The sequence below is a fragment of the Brevundimonas sp. Leaf363 genome, from assembly GCF_001424025.1.
In the GTDB taxonomy this organism is placed as follows: Bacteria; Pseudomonadota; Alphaproteobacteria; order Caulobacterales; family Caulobacteraceae; genus Brevundimonas.
This window is the reverse complement of the sequence record NZ_LMPZ01000002.1, coordinates 865,377-889,033: the sequence shown is the minus strand read 5'-3', so window position 1 is coordinate 889,033 and position 23,657 is coordinate 865,377. Positions and strand designations below refer to the sequence as shown.

Genomic DNA, 23,657 nt, shown 5'->3' with positions numbered 1-23,657 from the left:
GCGAAGGCGCCCGACGGTTCAGCGCCGGGCCGCTGCGGTCCTGGGGCGAACGTCGCCGAACTCCACCGTCGTGCGCCACTGCGGCCATTCCGCGCTGTCGGCCACGCCCAGCCCCAACCGGTAGAAAAGCTGAAGGTTCTGCAGGGCGGCCGTGAAGTCGTAGTCCGCCCGCCACTCGTCCGAGCGCCGGTGATAGTAAGCCGCCATCAGGCCTTCGTAGAGGGCCGCGCCCGCCGCCATCCCGCCCACGCGCAGATCGCGCCCGGTCCACGGCATGATCGCCGGCACGCCCGCGACGGCGAAGTTGAAGTGGTCGGAGCGATAGTAAAACCCTTCCTGCGGATAGCCCTCGCCTGTCACCACGCGATCCTGCTCAGCCGCCAGGCTCGCCAGGGCGTCCTCCAGCGTCGACTTGCCGACCCCGAAAAGCGCGACATCTCGCGTCTGCGGGCTGAACGGCAGCATGTCGATATTGATGTCCGCCGCCGTCGTCGCCAGCGGATAGACCGGGTGACGAACGTACCAGGCCGAGCCAAGCAACCCCATCTCTTCGGCCGTGACATGAAGGAACACGACCGTTCGGTCCGGGGTCGGGCCGGCCTTGAAGGCGCGGGCGATCTCCAGAAGGCCTGCCGTGCCCGAGGCGTTGTCCCACGCGCCGTTGTAGATCACGTCGCCCTGGGCGTCGGGCGTGGTCGCCGTTCCCACATGATCCCAGTGCGCCGAATAGATCACCGTCTCGTCGGGCCGCGTCGTCCCCGGCAGCCGGGCCAGCAGGTTGTGGGAGACGACGGGCGTCGCCTGTTCCGCCAGATCGATCCGCAACATCGCGCTCACCGGCGTCGCCCTGAAACCGCCGCCCCGCGCCTCGGCTTCAAGCTGCGCGAAGGTCCGCTCCGATTCGGCCAGCCAGTCGTTCAGCAAGGCTGTGCCGATCCATCCGGTCAGCAGACCCTCCTCGTTGCCGACGATCGTGTCTCGTTCGGTCGCGCCTTGTCTGAGGTAGTAGCGCAGGGTCGATGCGGACGGCGCGACGAACATCACGCCGGCCGCGCCACGCCGCGCCGCCTCCAGGTACTTGTGCCGGCTTGATCCGTAGAAGTCCGGGTCGGAGCCGAACGATGCCGGCTCGCCCTCCAGCACCGCGACCATGGCGCCCCGCACGTCGAGGTCGCCATAGTCGTCCCATCCGCGCTGCGGCGCGCTGATGCCGAACCCGGCAAACACGACGGGCGCCGCGGCGATCTGCACGAGCGGATGCTCCGCCGGGGGGCGCAGGGTCATCTGCGTCACCGGGTCCAGCGCGTGCTCCGCTCCGTCCGCGCCGCTCCAGGCGATGTCCGGCGCCCGCAACGGTCGCATGATGCTCAGCTCGACCGGCTGAAGCCACTGACCGTCCGGCCCGCCGGGCTCGTATCCCATCGCTTCGTACTGCGCCTGCAGATAGGCCAGGGTCAGCGTTTCGCCCACCTTGCCCGGATAGCGGCCCTCCAGCCGATCATCCGCCAGATAGCGGATGTGGTCCGAAAGACGCTGCGCCGATATCTCCGCCGCCGCACGATCCGCTGACGCGTCAGGCGTCCCCGGAACCGAGGCGCAGGCCTGCACCGCCAGCGCCAGAGCGACCAAGGCGCCCCGCAGCGAGGTCGAGCGCGTCATCGGCTCAGTCGCGCGCCGAGGCTGTGCGCGCCCGCACCGGGCCGAACTCTGAACCTGTGCGCCAGCCCGGCCAGTCGCGGCTGTTCGCCAGGTCGCGGCCGACGCCATAGATCAGCGACAGGTCCTGGATCATGCCGGTGTAGTCCCAATCGGGCGACCACTCGTCCGCCGCCTGGTGGTAACGGCTACGGCTGTACTCGGCGACCATGGCCGCGCGCTCCGCGATCGGCTCGTCCAGAAAATCGCCGGCCGGCTTGAGATAGGCCATCGGCACGCCGCGCTTGGCCAGGGGGAAGTGGTCCGAACGATAGTATGAGCCGCCCGCCGGGTTGGCCTCGCCTTCGGCCTCACGACCCTGGGCCGCCGCAGCGGCTGTAACCAGGGCGTCCAGATCGGACTGGCCCGCGCCGACGATGCCGACCTTGCTCATGCGCCCGGCGACATTCATCGAGTCGATGTTGAAGCCGGCGACCGTCGTCTCCAGCGGATAGACCGGATTGGCGGCGTAGAACTCCGAGCCCAGCAGCCCGCTTTCCTCGGCGGTGAAGCTGATCATGACGATCGAGCGTGCCGGACGCGGGCCGCGGCCGAAGGCACGGGCCAGCTCGATCAGGCCGGCCTGGCCCGACGCGTTGTCGACGGCGCCGTTGAAGATGCGGTCGCCGGTCGCGTCCGGCTCGCCCGTGCCGATGTGGTCCCAGTGGCCCGTGTAGAGGATGGTCTCGTCCGGATGGACCGCGCCCGGAAGGCGCGCGATGACGTTGTGGGTGGTCGACGCCGTGGTCGCCACGTCGAACTCGGTGCTGAACGACGCGCCCGGAAGGGCCACAGGCTGGAAGTCGCGGCTGCGCGCCTGAACCTTCAACGCCTCGAAATCGAGCCCCGCGCGGTGGAACAGGTCCACCGCCACGTCGCGCTGGATCCACGCCTCGACCGGCACGCGCTCGCTTGCCGCGTCGGCGCGCACGATGTCGAACTGCGGCCCGCCCCAGGAGTTGGCGACCGTGGTCCAGCCGTACGACGCCGGCGCCGTCTCATGGACGATCAGCACCCCCGCCGCACCCTGCCGCGCCGCCTCTTCATACTTGTAGGTCCATCGGCCGTAGTAGGTCATGGCCCGGCCGCCAAAGGTGTCCAGCGACGGGTCTTCGAAGTCCGCGTCGTTGATCAGCACCACCAGAATCTTGCCGCGCAGGTCCTGACCCTTGAAGTCGTCCCAGTGACGCTCGGGCGCCTTGACGCCGTAGCCGACGAAGACCAGCGGCGCGTCCTTCAGGCTGACGTGCTCGGCCGGGCGGCGGGTCGAGATGGCGACCTCGCGGCCCTGCGTCATCGGCAGGCTCCAGTCGCCCAGGCCCAGCGACGCGTGGATGTTGGACGCCGCGAAGCGGTTCAGCGTCACCGCCTGTGTCCAGCCGCCGTCCGTGCCGCCGGGCTGGAAGCCGGCCGCCGCATACTGGGCCGACAGATATTCGATCACCTTGGCCTCGGCCGGCGTGGCGATGCCCCGACCCTCGAAGCCGTCATCCGACAGGACGCGAATATGCTCGGACAGCCGCGCGGCGTCGAAGACGGGCGTGGCCGCGTCGCCCCCCGAGGTCGTGGCGCAGGCGCTCAAGGCGACGGCGGCAAGGACGGCGAGCGAGGAGATCAGACGCATGGCATACCCGAACTGAAGCGAAGGCCGGACCCTAGGCGCCCGGCCGCCCCATGTCGATGCGGCGCCTCGGCCAGCAAAAAGCCCGCCGCGACGATCGCGGCGGGCTTGAAGCTTTGTCGGAAGGCGCCGCCCTTAGTGGGCAATGCCCTTCCAGATCCGACGGTAGCTGGCGTAGGTCAGGCCCGCGAACAGCAGCAGGAAGATCATCACGCCGACGCCGGCCTGTTTGCGCGCCGTGGCGTGCGGGTCCGAGGACCAGGCGATGAAGGCGGCGACGTCCTTGGCCATCTGATCGACGCTGGCGTTGGTGCCATCGTCATAGGTGACCTGGCCGGCCTGGCGCAGCGGCGGCGGCATGGCGATGAAGCCGCCGGGCGGAACGTGAGCCTTGTCACCGCTCCAGAACGGCGTCAGGTCGCCCGCCATATAGGCGTTGTAGTTCTGGCCGGCATGGATCTGCAGGCCGGCCGGCGGCGTGTGATAGCCCGTCAGCAGCGAGTAGATGTAGTCGGCCCCGCCATGGCGAGCCTTGGCCATGACCGACAGGTCCGGCGGCGCCGCGCCGCCGTTGGCCGCGGCGGCGGCCGTGGCGTTGGGATACGGCGACGGGAATTTGTCGGCGGTCGTGGCGTTGCGCTGCATCGGCTCGCCGGTCTCGCTGTCGATGTCCGGCACCTGGATCTCGGCGGCCAGCGCCTTGATCACCGGGTTCTCGTTCGGGTTCGGATAGTGCGAATCGTAGAACGGGCCCGTCGCGTCCCCCAGGTTCCTGAAGTGCATCAGGTTCATGGAGTGGCACGAGGCGCAGACCTCGCGGTAGACCTTGTAGCCGCGCTGCAGCTGGCCCTGATCGAAGGCGCCGAACGGCCCCTCGAACGAGAAACCGCCCGACTTCAGTTCATGCGCGCCGCCGGCCGCCAGGGCCGGAGCGGCCGAGGCGATCAGGCCGAGCGAGGCGATGGCGGCGACGAGGGTCTTGACGGCCACGGGAGCTTTCCAGGTCAGGGTCATGCGTCTCAGCCCTTCTTCTCGGGCGAGGCGTAGACGGCGGCGTCGTGAGCGTGTGCGCCCGTCAGCACCGGTTCGGCGATCGTCGCCGGGATCGGCAACGGCGTCTCCTTCAGACCCACCACCGGCATGATGATGAAGAAGAAGGCGAAATAGTAGGCGGTGAACAGGCGCGTCAGCCACAGATAGCTGTTCAGCTGGCCGTCGAAGACGTTGAAGCTGGGCATGCCCGGGATGACCTGCGCGTCAGGCAGTTGCCCGCCGCACCAGCCCAGACCGACGCCCACCACCAGGAAGATCAGGAAGAAGACCTTCATGGTCGGGCGATAGCGCATCGAGCGCACCCGCGACGTGTCCAGCCAAGGCAGGACGAACAGCACGCCGATGGCGCCGAACATGGCGACCACGCCACCGAACTTGTCGGGGACCGCCCGCAGGATCGCGTAGAAGGGCAGCATGTACCACTCGGGCACGATGTGCGCCGGCGTCTGCAGCGGGTTGGCCGGGATGTAGTTGTCGGCGTGACCCAGGGCGTTCGGCATGAAGAAGACGAACAGGGCGAACAGCATCAGGAACAGGATGATCGCGAAGCCGTCCTTGACCGTGAAATACGGGTGGAAGGGCAGCAGATCCTTCTTCTCCCGATCCTTGGGGATCAGGATGCCGACGGGGTTGTTCTGGCCCGCCGAGTGCAGCGCCCACAGGTGCAGCACCACGCAGCCGAGGATCACGAAGGGCAGCAGATAGTGCAGCGAGAAGAACCGGTTCAGCGTCGCGTTGTCGATCGCCGGACCGCCGCGCAGCCAGATCAGGATCGGCTCGCCGATGCCCGGGATGGCCCCGATCAGGTTGGTGATGACCTCGGCGCCCCAGTAGGACATCTGGCCCCACGGAAGGACGTAGCCGAGGAAGGCCGTCGCGATCATCAGGAAGAAGATCAGGCAGCCGATGATCCAGATCATCTCGCGCGGCGCCTTGTAGGACCCGTAGTACAGGCCCCGCAGCATGTGCAGGTAGACGGCGATGAAGAACATCGACGCGCCGTTGGCGTGCACGTAACGGATCAGCCAGCCGCCGTTAACGTCACGCATGATGCGCTCGACCGACTCGAAGGCCATCGCCGTGTTGGGCGTGTAGTGCATCGCCAGAACGATGCCGGTGGCGATCTGCGTCATCAGGCAAAGGGCCAGGATGCCGCCGAAGGTCCACCAGTAGTTCAGGTTCCGCGGCGTCGGCAGCGACATGTAGTCGGCGCCGAACCGGATGATCGGAAGGCGGCTGTCCAGCCACTTCTCGATGCCGGTCTTGGGGACGTAGGTGCTTTCGTGCTCGCTCATATCTCGGTTCGTCCTCAGCCGATCTTGATGCGGGCGTCGGTCAGGAATGCGTATTCCGGAACGATCAGGTTCTTGGGCGCCGGCCCCTTACGGATCCGGCCCGACGCGTCGTAGTGCGAGCCGTGGCACGGGCAGAACCAGCCGCCGTAATCACCGGCGCCGAAGGTCGGGATGCAGCCCAGGTGCGTACAGTTGCCCAGCACCACCAGGTATTTCTCGTGGCCCGGCTTGGTGCGCTCGGCGTCCGTCTGCGGCTCCTTCAGGCCGGCGGCGTGATCGTCCGCCTTGACCCGGGTCAGCTCGGCCGGGGTGCGATAGCGCACGAACACCGGCTTGCCCTGCCACTTGATGACGACCTGCTGGCCTTCCTGGACCTTGGCCATGTCGAACTCGATGGACGCCAGCGCCAGGGTGTCGGCGGCCGGGTTCATCTGGTTGATCAGCGGCCAGGCGATCATCACGCCGGCGCCGACCGCCGCGGCGCCCGCCGCGATGTGGATGAAGTCCCGGCGATTGGGATCGCCGCCCTCAGGCCCGTGCGGGTCTTCGGCATGCACGACCGATTCGGTCACGTTTCACCTCTCGAAGGCCGCAGGGCGCCGGGGAAGCGGCGTCCGAAAGTCGGCACAAAACTGGGCGCGAAGCCCTTGGGAAAGCCCTCGGTCCGAAATCCCGGCCTTTGGCCGCAACCTGCTGACGCTTCTTGCGAAACGCTCGCAATTCAGACCGCGACAGACCCCCTGGCCGCGCGTATGAGGGCCTTAGAATGCGCCTCGCCCTTTTTCAACCGGACATCCCGCAGAATGTCGGAGCCTGCATCCGTCTGTCGGCCTGCTTCGGCGTCGGACTGGACGTAATCGAGCCCGTCGGCTTCCGCTTCGACGACCGCGCCATGAAGCGCGCCGCGCTCGACTACGGCCCGCTCGCGCATATGACGCGGCACCAGGACTGGGACGCGTTCCAGGCCAGCCGCCACGCCGGACGGCTTGTGCTGTTCACCACCAAGGGCGCGACATCGCTGGCGGATTTCCGATTCGAGTCGGACGACACCCTGCTCTTCGGCAAGGAGACCTCCGGCGCGCCTGACCACGTCCACGCCGCCGCCGACGCCCGCGTCGTCATCCCGATTCGCCCCGACGCCCGCTCGCTGAACCTGTCGGTCAGCGCCGGCATCGCTCTGTGGGAGGGATTGCGGCAGACGAACGCGTTTTAGGGCGCGATCGCCGCGTTCGTCGCCATCCCCGGCGGCTCATCCCGCTTGGCCTCGGCCACCGCCTCCACCGCCCGCATGACCCGCAGCACGTTCTGGCCGGCGATCTTGCGGATGTCCGCCTCGTTCCAACCCGCCTCCATCAGCGCCGCCAGGATGGCCGGGTAGGCGTCCACCCCGCTGGCGCCGTCGGGCGTCGAGGTGATGCCGTCAAAGTCGCCGCCCAGCCCGACGTGGTCGATCCCCGCCACGTCCAGCACATGCTGGATGTGGGCCACGATGTCCGCGATCGTCGCGTGCGGGACCGGATGGGCCGCCGTCCACGCCTCCAGCCCGCCCGTGACCGCCGCCGGGTCGCCGGGGTTCAGCGTCTTCAGCCGCGCCTCCTCCGCAGCCTTGGCCGCGTTCCAGGCCCGCACGTCCTCATTGATGAAGCCTGGCACGAAGGTGACCATCACCACCCCGCCGTCCTCCGGCATCATCCGCAGCACGCTGTCGGGCACATTGCGCGCATGGCCCGTCACGGCCCGGGCCGAGGAGTGGGAGAAGATCACCGGCGCGTCCGACACCCGCATGGCGTCCATCATCGTCGCTTCGGAGACGTGGCTGAGGTCCACCATCATCCCCAGCCGGTTCATCTCGCGCACCACCGCCTCGCCGAACGGATTGAGCCCGTCCCACCTGGGCGCGTCGGTTGCGCTGTCCGCCCAGGTCGTCGTCTTCGAATGCGTCAGCGTCATGTAGCGCGCGCCCGCCGCATGGAACTGGCGCAGCAAACCCAGCGAATCGTCGATCGAATAGCCGCCCTCCATTCCCATCAGGCTGGCGATCCGGCCCGCCCGGTGGACGCGTTCGATATCGGCCGCCGTCGTGGCCAGTTCGAAGGTGTCGGGGTAGGCCGCTACGAGGCGCCGGACGGTGTCGATCTGCTCGAAGGTCTGCTTGGCGGCCTGCACGGGCGTCAGCGCCGCCGGCACATAGACCGACCAGAACTGCGCTCCGACACCGCCGGCCCGCAGGCGCGGAATGTCGGTGTGCAGCAGCACGGGATTGGCGACCTGATTTTGGCGCAGATCGACCGCGACGGGATCGTTGCCCCACTCGCCATGCAGCGCCCACGGCAGATCGTTGTGCCCGTCGATCAGCGGCGTCCGCTCCAGGATGCGCCGCACCCGCGCCTCGGAGGCGGTCTGCGCAGCGGCCTCTCCGGCCAGCGCCAGAGCGGCCAATGTCACCAGGGCGGTGCGCACCATCGAAAAACTCCTGCAACGACCGCCTACCCTCTGCGGTGTCACCACCCCGCGCAAGGCGGCGATCCGCCTCGCCCTCTGATCCAGATCAAAGCCCCCTGCCCCATTCGGGCGCACAGCGGCCTTCCCTTGGAGAGCCCGCCATGTATCAAGCGCTGATGACCGCCCCCACCGCCATTGAAGACCACCGCGCCGAGGCGAAGGCCTGGTTCGAAAGCCTGCGCGACCAGCTTCACGTCGCCTTGGAGGCGCTGGAGGACGCGGCCGATCCGGCCCTCTTCCCTGGCGAGCCCGGCCGCTTCGAGCGCACCGCCTGGTCCCGGCCCGAGGGCGGCGGCGGCGTCATGGGCATGCTGCACGGCCGGCTGTTCGAAAAGGCCGGCGTCCACTGCTCGACCGTTCACGGGACCTTTCCCGCCGACTACGCCAGGAACGTGCCGGGCGCCGCCGAGGATCCGCGCTTCTTCGCCACCGGCATCAGCCTGATCGTCCACCCGCGCAGCCCGCACGTGCCGGCGGTGCACTTCAACACCCGCTTCATCGCCACCACCCAGGGCTGGTTTGGCGGCGGCGGCGACCTGACGCCGGTGCTGGACGCCGACCGGCGGCAAGATCATCCCGACACCATCGCCTTCCACGGCGCGATGAAGGCCACCTGCGACGCCCACGGGGACCGCTACGACCGCTACAAACAGTGGTGCGACGAATACTTCTGGCTTGCCCATCGAAACGAGCCGCGCGGCACGGGCGGCATATTCTACGACCACCACGATACCGGCGACTGGGCGGCCGACTTCGCCTTCACTCAGGACGTGGGAAAGGCCTTCCTCGACGTCTATCCCCAGATCGTCCGCGGTCGCATGAACGAGCCCTGGACCGCCGGGGAACGCAAGGAACAGCTGATCCGCCGCGGCCGCTACGTCGAGTTCAACCTGCTCTACGACCGCGGCACCACCTTTGGCCTGAAGACCGGCGGCAACGTCGAATCGATCCTCAGCAGCATGCCGCCAGAGGTGAAGTGGCCTTAGGCGGCCGGACCCGCTTTCACGCGCGCGAACACCTCGACATTCGCCAGATGCAGAATGGTCCGCTCGGTCGATTTCACGAAGACATAGCGCCCCCTCAAGCCACCGGTGTCCACGTCGAGGCTCTTCAGCCTGCCCTGTGTGAAGTCGTCGATGTCAGGGATAGCGACCACATGGCCGTCTTCAGGGCTTCTGGTGTTCGATATTACCACGAACAACGACTTGGCACGGCCAAAGTATCCGTCCAGCCTGTTTGTTATGCGAACCCTATTGACCGGGTTCTCCGCACCCAGATCGATGCCAATGTATTCGCCGACCGCATCACGCGAATGGAAGAAATAGCGCGGATCCGGGGCCAGGATCCCAGAGACGCTCCCCGTTTTGCCGAAGTAAGGGCGGCCGTGAGCAATTTCGATATCCTCGTGGCGGCTCATCTGGGTATCCAGCCGCCCAGCGGTCTCGATTGCCCGCAGCATCATCGCGCCTGTTTCACGCGACACATTTTCGCGGTCTTCGAGCAACCAGTCTTTATAAGATAGCTCTGCTTCCAGCATCTTCATGCGGGAAGCCGGCGGTCGATCCCCTGAGAGCCAATTGTCACTTAGGAACAGAGGTGGGCATCGGCGGACGTTGAAATTGACGTCTAGCGGATGCGGCAACATCGGTTCGAACCGACCGACATCGATACGGTCCTTCCGGACGTAGGTGATCTCCAAGGTATGGGGAATCTCCACGTCCGTCTCGGGGATGCTGAATATGCCGCCATTGTTGTTCGGGTGGACGTGAACCGACGTGAAATTTTTATCGAGCTTCTCAAAGAAGGGCTTGTAGATCGCCCGCATCGCCCCATCGCGGAGCATCCGCCCCAGACCATGAAGCTCTATGATGATGATGCGGAATCTGGATAGAACGCTGTCGTCTGCTGCGATGACGTTCCTGTATTCGGCGCCTTCGATATCCATTTGCAGGAGGAGGTCGCCATGGGGCTCATGACGCCGAATCCAGTCTTCTAAGGTGACCGAGTTTTCGTCGATCGCCAAGTCCAGCCACTTTTTTTCGAACGTCTGCGATCCAACCTTCAGCGGAGTACGAAAACGCTCCACGTCACTGGAAAGATCACACATGTGACAGCGGATACCGTAGTCATCGACCATCGTATCTTCAAACGACTTGGTATTGGCGACGCCAGGCGAGAAGCAAGCGACGATACCTTCGAGGTCGTCCGGGATCAGGTAGGCGCCGTCACCATCGCCGCCGATCCTAATAATCGGACGAGCCGAGGCCTTGGGCTTCAGATGCTCGAAGATTGCAAGCAGATCCGCTTTGTCAGAACGCCCGCCCCATCCGGCCTCCAACTGACAGCCAAAGAATGTGACAGGCTCTGCCATAGCTTGAGTTCACGCTTGCTGGTGAGGCGCACGAGGATTCCCGCGCGCTTTGCGCAAGCTACCAAGCGATGGCGCTCTCGGCTACGCCGCCTCTTCCATGACCGTCGGCGCGGTCGCCTCGGCGATGGCGGCGAACAGGGCCGCCAGGGTGATGGGCTTGGTCAGATGGCCGTCGGCGCCGGCCTGACGGCCCGCCTCGACGTGTTCGGCCATGGCGTTGGCGGTCAGCATCAGCAGTGGCGTGCGGGCCAGGGCGTGCTGGGCCTCGAAAGCGCGGATGGTGCGCGTCGCGGTCAGGCCGTCCATGACGGGCATCTGCATGTCCATCAGCACCAGATCGAAGCCGCCGGACTGGAACGCCGTCACCGCCTGTGCGCCGTCCTCGACCACGGTCAGCTCCATATCGGTCGCCGCCAGCATGATCTCGATGACCTTGCGGTTGGCCGGGTGATCGTCGGCCAGCAGGACACGCAGGCCGTGCTCGGCCATCTCATGGCTGGCCGCCGCGATGGCGGGCTCGACCGCCTCTACCGATTGCATCGCCAGGTCGAAGAAGAAGACCGAGCCCACGCCCGGCTCGCTGTCACAGTCCAGCGTACCGCCCATCAGCCCGACCAGCGCCGTCGAGATGGACAACCCAAGGCCCGTGCCGCCGAACCGGCGCGTGATCGAGCCGTCGGCCTGCTGGAAGCGCTGGAAGATGCGGCTCTTCTGGGCCGCGTCGAAGCCCACGCCGGTGTCGCGCACCTCGAAGCCGATGCGGCCGTCGGCGCGCGCCGTGACCGCCAAGGTGACAGCGCCCTTCTCGGTGAATTTCAGGGCGTTGGAGACCAGATTGGTCAGGATTTGGCGCAGGCGCACCGCGTCGCCGTCGACCCAGGCCGGGGTCGTTGCGTCCAGCTGCAGATCCAGCGCCACGCCCTTGTCCTCGGCCTTGGCGCGCCACAGCAGGGCGACGTCGTTGACCGTGCGATGCAGGTCGAACGGCGCGGTCTCCAGCTCGGCCTGGCCCGCCTCGATCTTGGCGCTATCAAGAATGTCGCTCAGCAGCCGTTCCAGCGTGTGGCCGGACGAGCGGATCAGGTCGACCATCTCATGCTCGGCCGGGTCCAGCGGGCGGCGTGACAGGGTGTCGGCCATGGAGACGACGCCGTTCAGCGGCGTGCGGATCTCGTGGCTCATATTGGCCAGGAACTCGCTCTTGGCGCGGTTGGCGGCCTCTGCATGCGCCTGCGCCTGCTTCAACCGCCTGCCTTGGCGCAGCTGCCAGATCATCACCGCGACCATGCAGATCAGGAAGATGACGCCGAACACCAGCAGGCCCGCCTGCAGCCGTCCGTTCGATCGCACGGTCTCCAACTGCACCCGCCGCTCCTTCAGCTGCAGCTGCATATCGCCCGTCACCTGGTGGACGCCGGCGCTGAACGCTTTCGCGTCGCTGAGTTGACGCTCGGCCGTGTGGCGCCGCAGCAGCTGGAACGCTCGCGTGGGATTGCCTTCCGCGAACAGAATTTCCGCCTCGACCGCGCCGGTGTCGTTCTTCACACCGGATTGGACCTCGAGGCGTTGCAGCGCGGCCAGGTCGCGCCGAGCGGCCGCCGTCTGTCCCAGTCGCGCGCGCGCCACGGCGCGCAGCGGCAAGATGTCCATCGCCAGATAGGCGGCGTCCCCGAGGTCTTCTCCAAACGAGGCGAAGCAGTTCAGCGTGCGCTGCGGCGTCTGCATCGCGTCCGACACCAGCGCACAGAGCGAGGCGTCGTAGATGGCCAGGTTCCTGAGATCCGAGCGCTGGACCGCCCTGTGGTGCGCCTCATAGATGCGCTGGGCGACATTCAGCGCGCCCACCCGGACGGCCATTTTCGTCAGATTGTACAGGCTGTCGAAATCAGGGCGGGGATAGGCGGGGTTGGAATAGTCGACCTCGAACTTTCGGAAGGCGTCGGTGGCGCCGTCGATGTCGCCGACGTCCTTCAGGCCCATACCGACCATTTCCCAGACCCCGGCCTGGGCCGTCGCGGCGTAAGGGTCGTGATCGGGGATGTCCGCCTGGGCCTGGGTCAGCAGCTTCAGGCCCTCGCCCAGCCGCCCCTGATCGATCAGGGCCAGGGCCTCCACACGCGCCGCATGGGCCCGCACGAACCAGTCACGCCCGCGGCGGGCGAACACGTCGATGGCGCCGACCACGCTTGAGTCGCCGCCGTCGTAGCGCATCGATAGCGCGTTGATCGCCGCGATATCCTCATAGCGCGCGTCCCGCTGCACCCGCGCAGCATTGGCCAGACGCGTGTTCCAGGCGCGGGCGCGATCGATCTCGCCTTGATTCTGGATGGTCCAGGTGACGTGGTACAGGCGGTTCAGACCTTCGCGGTCGCCGCGCTTTTCCGCATCGTCGCCAAAGGCTTCCAGGGCGGCGAAGCTCGTTTCAGACGCGCGCTGCTCGACGGAAAGCGCCAGAGCTTCCTGCGGCTGACCGAAGGGCAGCGAGGTCGCGGCCGACGCGAATGCCGTCCCCGCCAGACCGAACCAAAGGCAGATGCCGAGACAAATCAGCCGAACCAAACGCGCTCACCCCAAAGACACGGAGCATCCTTAGGGCGCGACTGGTTGAATAACCTTTAGCGTCGGTTTCCGGTCATATGCCGCTGCCGGCCTCTTCGACGGGCGGCGGGGTCAGCAGCAGGAACGCGCGTATCCAGGCTGTCAGGATGGCGCGGTCGTCGCCCCGGTACAGGGTCGCCAGCGCCTTGTCGGCGGTCTCGGGATCGATCCGCTCGCCCCGCCGCAGTTCGATCAGCGCCGCAGCATAAGCCGGCTGGAACTCCGGGTGGCACTGGAACGAGATCGCATCGTCCCACGCCAGTCCGGCATAGGGCGTGAAATCGCTGGCCGCGATGACCCGCGCGTCGGGCGGCGGGGCCGTCACCTGGTCCTGATGCGACACGGGGATGCCGATAGAGCCCGCACGCGGGTGCATCCAGCTCTCGATCCCGGTGACGTCATAGCGATGCAGGCCGACGCCCCATCCCTTGTCCGACTTCTCGACCACGCCGCCGAACGCCTGCGCCATCGCCTGATGGCCGAAGCAGATGCCGACCAGCCGCGTCTTGCCGCGCGCCGCCCTCAGCCAATCCATAAGCGGCGGAATCCAAGGCAGGTCGTCACAGACCCCCGCCGCGGAGCCGGTGACGATGGCGCCCTGAAACGCACCCGGGTCCTCTGGCAGCTTGCCCGCCTGCACGTCGAACCGCACGGTCGCCGCATCGTCGCCCAGCAGCGCCCGAAACCGCGCCGGGTAATCGTCGTACCGGTCGGCCAGCGCTTCGGGCGGCTGGCCCGTCTCCAGGATGGCGATCGGCTTCATGACGCGAGGATCGGTCACTCCGACCGGAACTGCAATTCGGCCAGGCGCGCATAGAGGCCGCCGCGCGCGATCAGGTCGTGGTGCGTGCCTTCCTCGACCACGCGCCCCTCCTCCATCACCACGATGCGGTCGGCCCGCAGCACGGTCGCCAGGCGGTGGGCGATGACAATCGTCGTGCGCTCTTCCATCGCCTGATCCAGCGCAACCTGCACCAGCCGCTCGTTTTCGGCGTCCAGCGCGCTGGTCGCCTCGTCAAGCAACAGGATCGGCGCCTCGCGGACCAACGCCCGGGCGATGGCCAGCCGCTGACGCTGACCGCCCGACAGGCTCTTGCCGCGTTCGCCCAGCGGTGTCGCGAACCCCTCCGGCAGGGCGTCGACGAACGCCAGGGCCTGCGCGCGCGCCGCCACTGCGCGCGCCTCGTCCTCGGTCGCGGCCTCGCGCCCGAAGCGGATATTCTCCAAGGCCGAGCCCGAGAACAGCGGCGCCTCCTGCGACACCCAGGCGAAGCGACCGCGCACGGCCACCGGATCGACCTCGCGCACATCGACGCCGTCCACCGACACCACCCCGCCCTGCGGATCGTAGAAGCGCAGCAGCAGGCGGAAAACGGTCGACTTGCCCGCCCCCGAGGGCCCGACCAGGGCCACGGTCTCGCCTGGCCGTACCGTCAGGCTAAAGCCGCGCAGCGCCGGCAGGTCCGGGCGACCCGGATAGGCGAAGTCGATGGCCGACATCGACACCTCGCCCAGCGGCGGGGGCAGGACGCGCGGGGCCGCCGGCGGCGCGATCGCGGGCTGGCTGCGCATCAGTTCGTCGATCCGCTCCATGGCGCCAGCGGCCTTCTGCACGTCGCCCCAACTTTCGCCCAGGGCGCCCACGGCGCCCGCCGCGAAGACCGACAGCAGCACGAACTGAAGCAAGGCCCCCGGGCTCATCGTCCCGGCGATAACGTCCTGCGCGCCCAGCCACAACACCAGGGTCACGCCGCCGAACATGACCACGATGATCATGGCGGTCATCAGGGCGCGCGCGCGGATACGAACCAGCGAGACGCCGAACGCCTCCTCGACCGACTTTCCGAATCGCGCGGCGCTGTCGGCTTCACGCCCGAAGGCCTGGACCGTCTCCAGCGCATCAACGCTTTCGCCCGCAAAGCCGACGGCCCCAGCGAACTGGTCCTGGGTCTTCACGGTCAGGCTGCGCACCTTTCGTCCGAACAGGAACAAAGGCCCCAGCAGCAGCGGCACGACCAGCAGCACGAAACCGGTCAGCTTGGGGCTGACCACGAACAGCATGACCACCCCGCCCAGCAGCATGAAAAAGTTGCGCAGCGCATAGGACACCGAAGTCGTCAGCAGCGTCTCGACCAGCTGGATGTCCGTGGTCAGGCGCGACAAAACCTCGCCTGTCCGCATCTTGAAGAAGAAGGCGGGGTCCAGCGTCAGGATCCGCTCGAACAGACCCTTTCGCAGATCGGCGATGATTCGCTCGCCCGTCTTGGTGACATACAGATAGCGAACCGCCGTCGCGGCCCCTAGGAATAGCGCGTTGGCGCCGAGCACCAGGAACCAGATGTCGATCTGGGCGCCCCGGTCCTGAAAGCCCCCGTCGATCGCCCCTCGCGCCGCCGCCGTCAGGCTGAGCGACGCCACAGTGGACATGATCAACCAGAAGCCGGCGATCAGCGCATCGACCCGATGCCGAACCAGATAGGGCCAAAGCCGCATCAACGGCCGGATGTCGCGCGTCTTGGCCCGCTTGCCGGCCGCTTCCTCCATTCGTTCGGCGAGTTGGGCGCCGGCGCCGGGCCGCCCTCTGGGATCGGCGGCGGCGGGAGAGGCGGAAGCGTCGGTCATGTCCGCGCCTCTTGCCCCGGAACCGGCCCCGGTGTAAACGCCGCGCCTTTCCCGCCGGGCTCATCGGCGGGTTTCTCTTTTTATGCGCAACGACGGTCGGCATCGTCATCGCGCCAGAGGCCGAGACGATCATGAAGGCGGAAACCCACCCCGACTACCATTTCATCACCGTGGTGATGACCGATGGCAGCACCTACCAGACCCGTTCGACCTACGGGAAGGAAGGCGACACGCTGAACCTCGACATCGATCCGTCGACCCACCCGGCCTGGACCGGCGGCAACCAGCAGATGCTGGACCGCGGCGGCCGCGTCTCGCGCTTCAACAACAAGTTCGCCGGCTTCATCAAGAAGTAGACCCCGCAACACGCCCAGCCTGTATTCGGGCCTGCGGCGGATGCGACACAATCGGCGCCGGTCCTTGGGCCGGCGCTTTTTGTTTGCGCGCGAGGTCGATAAGATCGCGCTGGTTCGTTAAGGCCGTGGGCGAACCGCCACCCTTGCAGTTACGGCAGAGCTTTGACGATGAACCGACGGGAACTCGCCCTGGGCGCCGCCTCCACGGCCCTGGCTGTCGCTGCAGCCGGCCGCGCCGCCGCTCAGGCTGTGCAAGGTCAGCCGCCGGCTTCGGTTCGCAGTCCCGAGGCTGTCGCCTTCTACAACGGCTTCAATGACCAGTTGGCGCGCCTGCCCGCGACCATCCAGTCAGACGTCCGCGCCTTTTATGAGCTGAACGGCTGGCGTCCGGTCTGGTCAGCCGGCCCGATGGCCAAGTTGCAGGAGGCCGCCGGCCGCGCCGAGCGCCATGGCCTGGCCTCGTCGGACTTCTTCGACTTCGTCGGCCTGGCCGCCGATCCGGCGTCACGCGAGATGCGCACCACGGCCGCCGCGCTGGGATACGGCCGCGTCCTGGCCGAGGGCCGTGTGCGTCCCGAGACCGTCGAAGACCTGTGGGAGATGCAGAAGAACCGCGTCGATCTGGCCGCCGGCCTGAACGACGCCCTCACGCGCGACGTGCTGGTCGACTGGTTCGAGGGGCTGGCCCCGACGGATATCGGTTATTCCAACCTGTCGGCCGGCTACGTGCGCTATCGCCGCCTGATCCAGCAGGGCGGCTGGCCCGCTTTCCGCATCGGCGCCTCGATCGAGCCGGGCGCGAGCGACAACCGCATCCCGATCCTGATCCAGCGCCTGGTCGCCGAGGGGGACCTGAGCGCCGCCGACGGCGCCCGTCTGACGGCTCAGGGCTTGGTCTATGGCCCCGAACTGCAGGCCGCGGTGCAGAGCTTCCAGGCGCGCCACGGCCTGGGCGCCGACGGCCGCATCGGGGCCGGGACCCAGCAGTCCCTGTCGGCCTCGACCCAGGACCGCGCTCGCCAGATCGCCCTGAACCTGGAGCGTCGTCGCTGGCTGAAGCGCGAGCTTGCGCCCGAGCGGATCGAGGTGAACACCGCCGCCGCCATCATGGTCTACTGGAAGGACGGCCGCCCGGTTCACTCCAACCGCGTGGTATGCGGCTCGCCGACCAACCAGACGCCCAGCCTTGAGAAGCAGTTCGCCTCGGTCGTGGCCAATCCGCCCTGGTACGTCCCGGCCGGCATCGCTCGCAACGAGATCCTGCCCAAGGGCCCCGGCTATCTGGCCAGCCAGAACATGTACATCTCGAACGGCACGGTCATTCAGCGCGCCGGTCCCACGGCGGCTCTGGGCTATGTGAAGTTCGAGCTGCGGGACAGCTACGCCATCTTCCTGCACGACACCCCGTCCAAGGCGGCCTTCAACCTGTCGATGCGGCAGCGGTCGCACGGCTGCGTTCGCGTCCAGAACGCGGTCGAATTCGCCCGCATCCTGCTGTCGCCCGACCCGACGAAACTGGCCGAATTCGACGACGCCCAGGTCACCCGCAACACCCAGCGGATCCAGACCGGGCGGGAGATCACGGTGCGCCTGCTCTACTGGACCGCGTTCGTGGATGGTCAGGGCCGCGTGGCGTTCCGCGAGGATGTCTATCAGCGCGACGCCAAACTGGCCCAGGCGCTGGGCATCGCCGTCAGCCTGCCGCGTGCGGTCAATGACGGCCGCACCGACGCCAACGACGTCGGGCCGTAGGGGTCTTCACCCTCTCCCTCTGGAAGAGGGTCTGCCGTTCTAAACCCGGAACGCCGCTTCCAACCGGCCCATCTGGCTCAGCACGGGGTTCTCCGGCTCCTCGGCCGGTGCATCCAGGTACATGCGGCGATCGAGATAGATCGTGCGGTCGTGCAGCTTCTCCGCGCGAACCAGATACTCGATCAGGGCGATCGGCAGGTCGCCATGCGTCGGCTCGATCTCGGGCTTGCGCTCGGTGAGGCGATAGCGCGGCTCGCAAGCCGTCTGCGGGGTCATGTCGCCCTCACGGACGGCGCGCTGCACCAGCAGCCAGGACGCGATCTGCATCAGCCGCGTGGTCAGCTTCATGCTCTCGGCCGCATAGGCCAGCGCGGCGGAGCGCGACAGCAGGCGCGATTCGCGGCGGCCGTCGCCGTCGAGGTACGAAGCGGTCTCCTCGACCAGCTCCATGCCCTCTTTGAAGATGCGGTCGAACAGTTCGGAGCGCGCGAAATCCTGCACCACGACGTGGCGCGGGCGGCCGCCGGCGGCGGGATCGTCGGCGAGAAGCATCTCAGTCATGGCCATCAAGACGACGCAGGTCCGTTACGAACGCGGCCCGGTTCGGCGCCGCATGGCAAGCGCGTGCAACAGCCGTGCCAGTCGAACGGGCCAAGCGCCGGATCATGTTCGGAAATTGAACAGGGCGTCAGCCGCGTTCTTCTTGGACCGCTTGGCCTCGACGGCGGCGCGGGTGCGCGCGATCTCGCCTTCCAGCGCCTCGATGCGCTCTTCCAGCTCATCGACGGCATAGACCTCCAGATCCTCCAGCGAGAGGGTGGTCAGCAAGCCCCCACGGCTGGGCCGGGGTTCCAGATCTTCGAACGTCATCCTTGGCCTCCTTGGCGTCGGTCGGCGCGAACCCCTATGACAACGCCTCTCGCACAGCGATTGCAAGCCGCACGCATACCCAACCACCGGAGCCGTCCATGCGCACCATCGACATCCAGGGCGGTTCAGGCCCGGCAGAGGCTCTGATTCTGACCGACGCCCCCGACCCCACGCCGGGACCGGGGCAGATCCGCATCCGCGTCCGCGCCGCCGGTGTGAACCGGCCTGATGTCCTGCAGCGCGAGGGGCGATATCCGCCGCCGCCCGGCGCGCCGGCCACGCTCGGGCTGGAAGCGGCGGGCGAGATCGATGCTGTGGGCGACGGCGTCGCGCGCTGGCGCACCGGGGACCGGGTCTGCGCCCTGCTGGGCGGCGGCGGTTACGCGGAGTCCGTCGTGGTCGACGCCCGGCACGCCCTGCCCATCCCGGGCGGCATCGACTGGGTTCAGGCTGCGGCTCTGCCTGAGACGGTCTGTACCGTCTTCGCCAATGTGTTCGAGGCCGGGTCGCTTAAGGCCGGCGAGACCTTGTTGGTTCACGGCGCCACAAGCGGCATCGGCGTCACCGCCATCCAGATGGCGCGAGCGGCCGGCGCGCGCGTGATCGCCACATCGCGCGGCGCGGACAAGGCCGAGGCCGCCCGTGGCCTGGGCGCGGACGTCAGTCTGGACGCCAATGCCGCTGATCTGGCCGAGGCCATTCGGACCGGGGGCGGCGCCGACGTCGTGCTGGACATGGTGGGAAGCGCGTACGCCGCCATCAATCAGGCGGCGCTCAAGGACGGCGGCCGATGGGTCGTCATCGCCGTGCAATCGGGCCCCAGGGCCGAGGTCGACCTGGGCCGTCTGATGGTCAAGCGCATCGTCCTGACCGGTTCGACGCTGCGGCCGCGATCGGCGGACGAGAAGGCGCGGCTGATCGCCGAGGTCGAGCGCGTCGCATGGCCGTGGATCGCATCAGGCGCCGTGCGGCCGCCGGTCGGCGCCGTCTTCCCCTTGGCCGAGGCCGCCTCCGCCCATCGCTGGATGGAGGCGGACCATGTCGGCAAGGTGGTGCTTACGGTCTGACTACCAGCCGCGGCGCACCGGGCGGATCGACGAGATGCGGTCGTTGACCCCGTAGGAAGCCAGGTTCGACACGCTGTCTGTGAACGTCTGGCAGTAGCCGCGGAAGTAGGCGTCCGTGCACGCCTCCCAGGTTCCGACGAAGCGCATCGAGCTGATGGCGTCGTTGAAGCCCTCTCGGTTCAGGTCGGCGACCTCGCCGCGCAGTTCGCGCGATTCGCCCCGGAACTGGCTGTCGCGGTACACGACGATCCGGTCGCGACCCCTGCCGCCGTTGCCCCAGCCACCATTGCCCCAGCCTCCGTTACCCCAGCCGCCGCCCGGACGGCCCGGCCCGTTGCCGTTGCCGGGGTTCCAGCCGCCGCCGTTGCCGGGCCCATTGCCCCATCCCCCGCCGTGTCCTTGGCCGTTGCCAGGACGACCGCCTTCGTAATCCCCCTGGAACCGCCCGCAGGTCAGGCGCCCGTCAGTGTTCTGGATTTCGTAGTCGCCGCATTGGTTCAGCTGGATCGACGTCCCGCGGATCTCGCCGCGACGGTCGCGGCAGTCGGCGTACAGGCGACCCTGATTCACATAGGCGCCCGAACAGGTCTGGGCGTAGCCGCCGCGGGGGGCAACGCGTTGCGGGCCGCCGGATTGGCCCGGCGCGGGCGCCGACAACTGGGCGGACGCCATAAGAGCGGCCGCAGCGAGACTGGACATCATCATTGGGGTTTCCCTCCTCCACCTGATCGTGAAACGCCGAACGGCGCCGACGAGATGCAGGGTGCAGGCGCGTGGATGAACCTTGGCTGTATGAGACTGTCGGACAGCGTTTTCTTTTGATCCGATTGGCCCTATATCGGTTTCATTCAGCGCCCGGTCGAAAGGCCGGGCGCCGTCGTATCCAGAGCCTGCCTGAGGGCGTGGCTCATGAACCGGAACAGAAGCCGATGACCGACATCCTGATGCCCAAGGCCACCGCGGTCTGGCTGGTCGACAACACCTCGCTGACCTTCGAGCAGATCGCCGATTTCTGCGGCCTGCATCCGCTGGAAGTGCGCGGCATCGCTGACGGCGACGTAGCGCGCGACATTCGCGGCGCCGATCCGCTGGTCAACGGCCAGCTGACCCGCGAAGAGCTGGACAAGGCCCAGACCAACGACAGCTACCGCATGAAGGCCGTCGTCAGCCGCCATGCCGAACTGCTGAAGACCACCAAGGGCGGCCCCAAATACACCCCGGTGTCGCGCCGCCAGGATCGCCCGGACGCCATCGCCTGGTTCGTCCGCAACCACCCGGAAGTCACCGACGCCCAGATCGCCAAGCTGCTGGGCACCACCAAGTCCACCATCGAGGGCGTGCGCAGCCGGACCCACTGGAACGCGGCCAACATCAAGCCGGTCGATCCGGTGACCCTGGGCCTGGTCGGTCAGCTGGAGCTGGACGAGATCGTCAAGAAGGCGGCCGAGAAGAAGGCCAAGGACGACGCCAAGCGCGGCGGCCCTGCCCTCCAGCCGATCGAGCCGGAAGCGGTCGAGCCCGAGTTCGTGCCGGACGAACCGGTCCGCCCGGGCGCCGAGCCCACGGCGGCATCGGTCTTCGGCAACCGCTGAAAGTGAAAACGGCCCCGGAGCGATCCGGGGCCGTTGTCCTGTCTAGCGTGCGCCGGCCTCGAGGCTGTTGATCTGCTCCTTCAGCCGCAACTTGCGCTGCTTCAGTTCCCTGACCTGAAGTGAATCCACACTGGGCCTGCCAGTCTCCCGCTGAATGGCCTCGTCGAGCTGACGATGGCGATTTCCCAGTTCGCGGATACGAGCATCGATGGTCATGGCTTGCGCCTCCATGGCTGTGGGATCAGTAGTCAGACGCCCGGATGGATCGGCTGAATAATCACAAGCGCGTGACGCATCCGATCGTCCGAACCCCGAGAGGCTGACGCCCAAAATGGCCGAAGATGTGAACGGAGCCGTATCCATTTCCGATAACCGCATCATCGTCGGGATTTCAGGCGCTTCCGGCGTGGCCTATGGCGTGCGCGCACTTGAGGCGCTCAGCGAGCTGGGGCTTGAGACCCACCTCGTCGTGACAAAGGCCGCCCTGCTCACATTGTCGCAGGAGACGGATTTCACACCCGACCAGCTCTCGGCCAAGGCTTCGGTGGTTCACAAGCTGGCCGATGTGGGCGCCACCATCGCCTCCGGATCCTTCCGCACGCGCGGGATGATCGTCGCGCCCTGCTCGGTTCGCACGATGAGCGAGATCGCCACCGGCGTGACCTCGTCCCTGCTGACCCGAGCCGCCGACGTTACGCTGAAGGAGAGGCGCCCGCTGGTGCTGATGGTGCGGGAGACGCCGCTGCACCTGGGCCACCTGCGCACCATGACCGCCCTGGCGGAGATGGGCGCCGTCATCGCCCCGCCCCTGCCCGCGCTTTACGCTCGCCCGGGATCGGTCGAGGAAATCATCGACCAATCGGTCGGTCGGGCGCTGGACCTGTTCGGCCTGGACTGGCGGCCGGTGAAGCGCTGGAGCGGATTGCAGCCATCGTGACCGCTCTGTGGGATTGGGCCATCGCCGCCTACCGCGACGAGGAGACGGCGCGCCTGTGCCTGGAGCTTCAGGAGCGCCACGGTCAGCAGGTCTGCCTGACCCTCTGGGCGGCGTGGGCCGCCGGGAGAGGCTACGTCGATGACGAGACAGTCGAGGCGGCCGTCGACATCGCTCGCGCCTGGGAGACCGCAACACTGTCGCCTCTGCGCGCGGTCAGGCGCACGCTGAAGAAACCCGTGCCTGACATGGCGGACGAACCGCGTCTGTCCGTGCGTGACCGCATCAAGGGTGTTGAACTGGCCGCCGAGCGCGCCCTTCTGGACGCCCTGGCCACGGAGGCTGCGCCCACGCCGGGTCCGGCCACCGACAGCGTCGCCCTGATGGTCCGCGCCGCCCGGCTGTGGGGCGAAACGACACCGCGCCCGACGCTGGTTTCGCTGGCCCAGCGTCTTCCGGCCTGATTCCGGCTGAGCTATGGTCGATACGCCCATGAATGACGACGATCCCCACGCCGAAGATCAGGACCGCGCCCTGCAACAGCGGCTGACCGCATTGCGCATGGAGCACGCCGACCTGGATGCCTCGATCGAAGCCCTGGGCCACATGCCGATCCCGGATCAGCTGATGATCGCGCGCCTGAAACGCAAGAAGCTGACCCTCAAGGACGAAATCGTGAAGATCGAGGGCCGCATCCTGCCGGACATCATCGCCTGATCATCGCACCGCCGCTTGGGCGGACAGCGACGCTAGCGGCCCCGCTTTCGCACCCACATCGCCGCGTCCGCCTCCGCCAGCCAGGCCTCGGGATCCGTCTGGCCGACATAGCCCCTGACGCCGAACGAGCCGGCCAGCGAGGTCGGCTGACCCTGCCATTCGAAGGGCTCGGCCTTCAGCGCCTCAGTCAGCCGCCGCGCCTTTTCGCGCCCCTCATCCGGCCCGGCGTTCTGCAACAGCAACGCGAACTCGTCACCTCCCAGACGGCCGACCGCATCGGCGGCGCGCACATTGTCGAGCAGCAGCCGGGCGACATGGACCAGTGCGGCGTCCCCGGCCGCATGCCCAAGGCCGTCGTTGACCGCCTTGAACCCGTCCAGGTCTAGGTACAGCAGGCTGGCCGGCGCCTTGTAGCGATCGCAATAGGCCATCGTCCGCGTCATCACGGCGACGAAGCCGCGGCGGTTCAACGCCGGCGTCAGCACGTCGTGATCGGCCGCCGCCTCCGCCGCCTCGGCGCGCGCGCGCAGGGTCTCGACCTCGGCGCGCAGGCGCTCGATCTCGGCCAGCAACGCCGGGGCCCGCAGCTCTGGATCGGCCGAAAGGCTCACG

General features: G+C 67.6%; 24 protein-coding genes. 9 read left to right on the top strand and 15 right to left on the bottom strand.

Annotated elements, in window-relative coordinates:
- Window positions 1-18 precede the first annotated feature (18 nt).
- The 5 genes from ASG17_RS07320 to petA all read right to left on the bottom strand — a co-directional run bounded on the left by ASG17_RS07320 (window position 19) and on the right by petA (window position 6,236).
- Window positions 19-1,659: a M28 family peptidase gene (locus ASG17_RS07320; protein ID WP_056101186.1), complete on the bottom strand. Its 1,641-nt coding sequence runs from the start codon at window positions 1,657-1,659 to the stop codon at window positions 19-21.
- A 4-nt stretch (window positions 1,660-1,663) separates the two neighbouring features.
- A complete protein-coding gene (locus tag ASG17_RS07315; protein WP_056101184.1) occupies window positions 1,664-3,319 on the bottom strand; it encodes a M28 family metallopeptidase in 1,656 nt (551 codons plus the stop codon).
- 132 nt (window positions 3,320-3,451) lie between these two features.
- Complete coding sequence (locus ASG17_RS07310; protein ID WP_056101181.1) at window positions 3,452-4,330, bottom strand: cytochrome c1; 879 nt, start codon at window positions 4,328-4,330, stop codon at window positions 3,452-3,454.
- Between the two features lie 5 nt (window positions 4,331-4,335).
- On the bottom strand, window positions 4,336-5,664 hold the full coding sequence (locus ASG17_RS07305) for a cytochrome b/b6 (protein ID WP_056101177.1): 1,329 nt from the start codon (window positions 5,662-5,664) through the stop codon (window positions 4,336-4,338).
- A gap of 14 nt (window positions 5,665-5,678) precedes the next feature.
- Window positions 5,679-6,236 (bottom strand): ubiquinol-cytochrome c reductase iron-sulfur subunit, encoded by a 558-nt coding sequence (gene petA, locus ASG17_RS07300; protein WP_056101176.1) that lies wholly within the window; start codon window positions 6,234-6,236, stop codon window positions 5,679-5,681.
- Between the two features lie 194 nt (window positions 6,237-6,430).
- Between petA and ASG17_RS07295 the strand changes: the two genes are divergently transcribed.
- The gene (locus ASG17_RS07295; protein ID WP_056101174.1) at window positions 6,431-6,877 is read left to right on the top strand and encodes a tRNA (cytidine(34)-2'-O)-methyltransferase; all 447 of its coding nucleotides are present in this window, start codon (window positions 6,431-6,433) and stop codon (window positions 6,875-6,877) included.
- On the opposite strand, the gene ASG17_RS07290 is transcribed toward ASG17_RS07295, so the two are convergent.
- Complete coding sequence (locus ASG17_RS07290) at window positions 6,874-8,127, bottom strand: dipeptidase (protein ID WP_056101171.1); 1,254 nt, start codon at window positions 8,125-8,127, stop codon at window positions 6,874-6,876. The two genes, ASG17_RS07295 and ASG17_RS07290, sit on opposite strands and share 4 nt — an antisense overlap.
- A 155-nt stretch (window positions 8,128-8,282) precedes the next feature.
- Between ASG17_RS07290 and hemF the strand changes: the two genes are divergently transcribed.
- Window positions 8,283-9,152 carry an oxygen-dependent coproporphyrinogen oxidase gene (hemF, locus tag ASG17_RS07285; RefSeq protein WP_056103242.1) on the top strand — a complete coding sequence of 290 codons (870 nt, stop codon included), beginning with the start codon at window positions 8,283-8,285 and terminating at the stop codon, window positions 9,150-9,152.
- On the opposite strand, the gene ASG17_RS07280 is transcribed toward hemF, so the two are convergent.
- The 4 genes from ASG17_RS07280 to ASG17_RS07265 form a co-directional block, all read right to left on the bottom strand.
- Window positions 9,149-10,537 carry an FkbM family methyltransferase gene (locus ASG17_RS07280; protein ID WP_056101168.1) on the bottom strand — a complete coding sequence of 463 codons (1,389 nt, stop codon included), beginning with the start codon at window positions 10,535-10,537 and terminating at the stop codon, window positions 9,149-9,151. The two genes, hemF and ASG17_RS07280, sit on opposite strands and share 4 nt — an antisense overlap.
- A gap of 81 nt (window positions 10,538-10,618) precedes the next feature.
- Window positions 10,619-13,096 carry an ATP-binding protein gene (locus ASG17_RS07275; protein WP_056101166.1) on the bottom strand — a complete coding sequence of 826 codons (2,478 nt, stop codon included), beginning with the start codon at window positions 13,094-13,096 and terminating at the stop codon, window positions 10,619-10,621.
- A 73-nt stretch (window positions 13,097-13,169) separates the two neighbouring features.
- Window positions 13,170-13,898, bottom strand: coding sequence for a type 1 glutamine amidotransferase (locus ASG17_RS07270; protein WP_056101164.1), 729 nt, complete (start codon window positions 13,896-13,898; stop codon window positions 13,170-13,172).
- A 14-nt stretch (window positions 13,899-13,912) separates the two neighbouring features.
- Complete coding sequence (locus tag ASG17_RS07265) at window positions 13,913-15,757, bottom strand: ABC transporter transmembrane domain-containing protein (RefSeq protein ID WP_056101162.1); 1,845 nt, start codon at window positions 15,755-15,757, stop codon at window positions 13,913-13,915.
- A gap of 131 nt (window positions 15,758-15,888) precedes the next feature.
- Between ASG17_RS07265 and rpmE the strand changes: the two genes are divergently transcribed.
- Both rpmE and ASG17_RS07255 read left to right on the top strand, forming a co-directional pair.
- The gene (gene rpmE, locus ASG17_RS07260; RefSeq protein ID WP_056101159.1) at window positions 15,889-16,113 is read left to right on the top strand and encodes a 50S ribosomal protein L31; all 225 of its coding nucleotides are present in this window, start codon (window positions 15,889-15,891) and stop codon (window positions 16,111-16,113) included.
- Between the two features lie 168 nt (window positions 16,114-16,281).
- A complete protein-coding gene (locus tag ASG17_RS07255) occupies window positions 16,282-17,865 on the top strand; it encodes a murein L,D-transpeptidase (protein WP_056101155.1) in 1,584 nt (527 codons plus the stop codon).
- Between the two features lie 39 nt (window positions 17,866-17,904).
- On the opposite strand, the gene ASG17_RS07250 is transcribed toward ASG17_RS07255, so the two are convergent.
- Both ASG17_RS07250 and ASG17_RS07245 read right to left on the bottom strand, forming a co-directional pair.
- Entirely contained in the window at window positions 17,905-18,426 is a 522-nt protein-coding gene (locus ASG17_RS07250; RefSeq protein ID WP_056103239.1) for a DUF1465 family protein, read from the bottom strand.
- A gap of 102 nt (window positions 18,427-18,528) precedes the next feature.
- Window positions 18,529-18,735, bottom strand: a complete 207-nt coding sequence (locus tag ASG17_RS07245) for a DUF1192 domain-containing protein (RefSeq protein WP_056101152.1) — start codon at window positions 18,733-18,735, stop codon at window positions 18,529-18,531.
- 98 nt (window positions 18,736-18,833) lie between these two features.
- On the opposite strand from ASG17_RS07245, the gene ASG17_RS07240 reads away from it, so the two are divergent.
- Window positions 18,834-19,802: an NAD(P)H-quinone oxidoreductase gene (locus ASG17_RS07240; protein WP_056101149.1), complete on the top strand. Its 969-nt coding sequence runs from the start codon at window positions 18,834-18,836 to the stop codon at window positions 19,800-19,802.
- Here ASG17_RS07240 and ASG17_RS07235 read toward each other — a convergent pair whose 3' ends face one another.
- Window positions 19,803-20,507: a beta/gamma crystallin-related protein gene (locus ASG17_RS07235; protein ID WP_082496147.1), complete on the bottom strand. Its 705-nt coding sequence runs from the start codon at window positions 20,505-20,507 to the stop codon at window positions 19,803-19,805.
- A gap of 224 nt (window positions 20,508-20,731) precedes the next feature.
- On the opposite strand from ASG17_RS07235, the gene ASG17_RS07230 reads away from it, so the two are divergent.
- Window positions 20,732-21,394, top strand: coding sequence for a DUF1013 domain-containing protein (locus ASG17_RS07230; RefSeq protein ID WP_056101146.1), 663 nt, complete (start codon window positions 20,732-20,734; stop codon window positions 21,392-21,394).
- Window positions 21,395-21,436: 42 nt separating this feature from the next.
- Here the strand turns inward: ASG17_RS07230 and ASG17_RS07225 are convergent, their stop codons facing one another.
- Window positions 21,437-21,610: a YdcH family protein gene (locus tag ASG17_RS07225; protein ID WP_056101142.1), complete on the bottom strand. Its 174-nt coding sequence runs from the start codon at window positions 21,608-21,610 to the stop codon at window positions 21,437-21,439.
- Between the two features lie 115 nt (window positions 21,611-21,725).
- Between ASG17_RS07225 and ASG17_RS07220 the strand changes: the two genes are divergently transcribed.
- Genes ASG17_RS07220 through ASG17_RS07210 form a run of 3 tightly spaced genes read left to right on the top strand, consistent with a single transcriptional unit; the run spans window position 21,726 to window position 23,045 of the window.
- The gene (locus ASG17_RS07220) at window positions 21,726-22,331 is read left to right on the top strand and encodes a UbiX family flavin prenyltransferase (RefSeq protein WP_056101138.1); all 606 of its coding nucleotides are present in this window, start codon (window positions 21,726-21,728) and stop codon (window positions 22,329-22,331) included.
- A complete protein-coding gene (locus ASG17_RS07215; protein WP_235560376.1) occupies window positions 22,328-22,792 on the top strand; it encodes a TIGR02444 family protein in 465 nt (154 codons plus the stop codon). The genes ASG17_RS07220 and ASG17_RS07215 overlap by 4 nt, the downstream gene beginning before the upstream one ends.
- A gap of 28 nt (window positions 22,793-22,820) precedes the next feature.
- Window positions 22,821-23,045, top strand: a complete 225-nt coding sequence (locus ASG17_RS07210) for a YdcH family protein (protein ID WP_056103233.1) — start codon at window positions 22,821-22,823, stop codon at window positions 23,043-23,045.
- Between the two features lie 32 nt (window positions 23,046-23,077).
- Here ASG17_RS07210 and ASG17_RS07205 read toward each other — a convergent pair whose 3' ends face one another.
- Window positions 23,078-23,656 carry a GGDEF domain-containing protein gene (locus ASG17_RS07205; protein ID WP_056101133.1) on the bottom strand — a complete coding sequence of 193 codons (579 nt, stop codon included), beginning with the start codon at window positions 23,654-23,656 and terminating at the stop codon, window positions 23,078-23,080.
- Window position 23,657 lies beyond the last annotated feature (1 nt).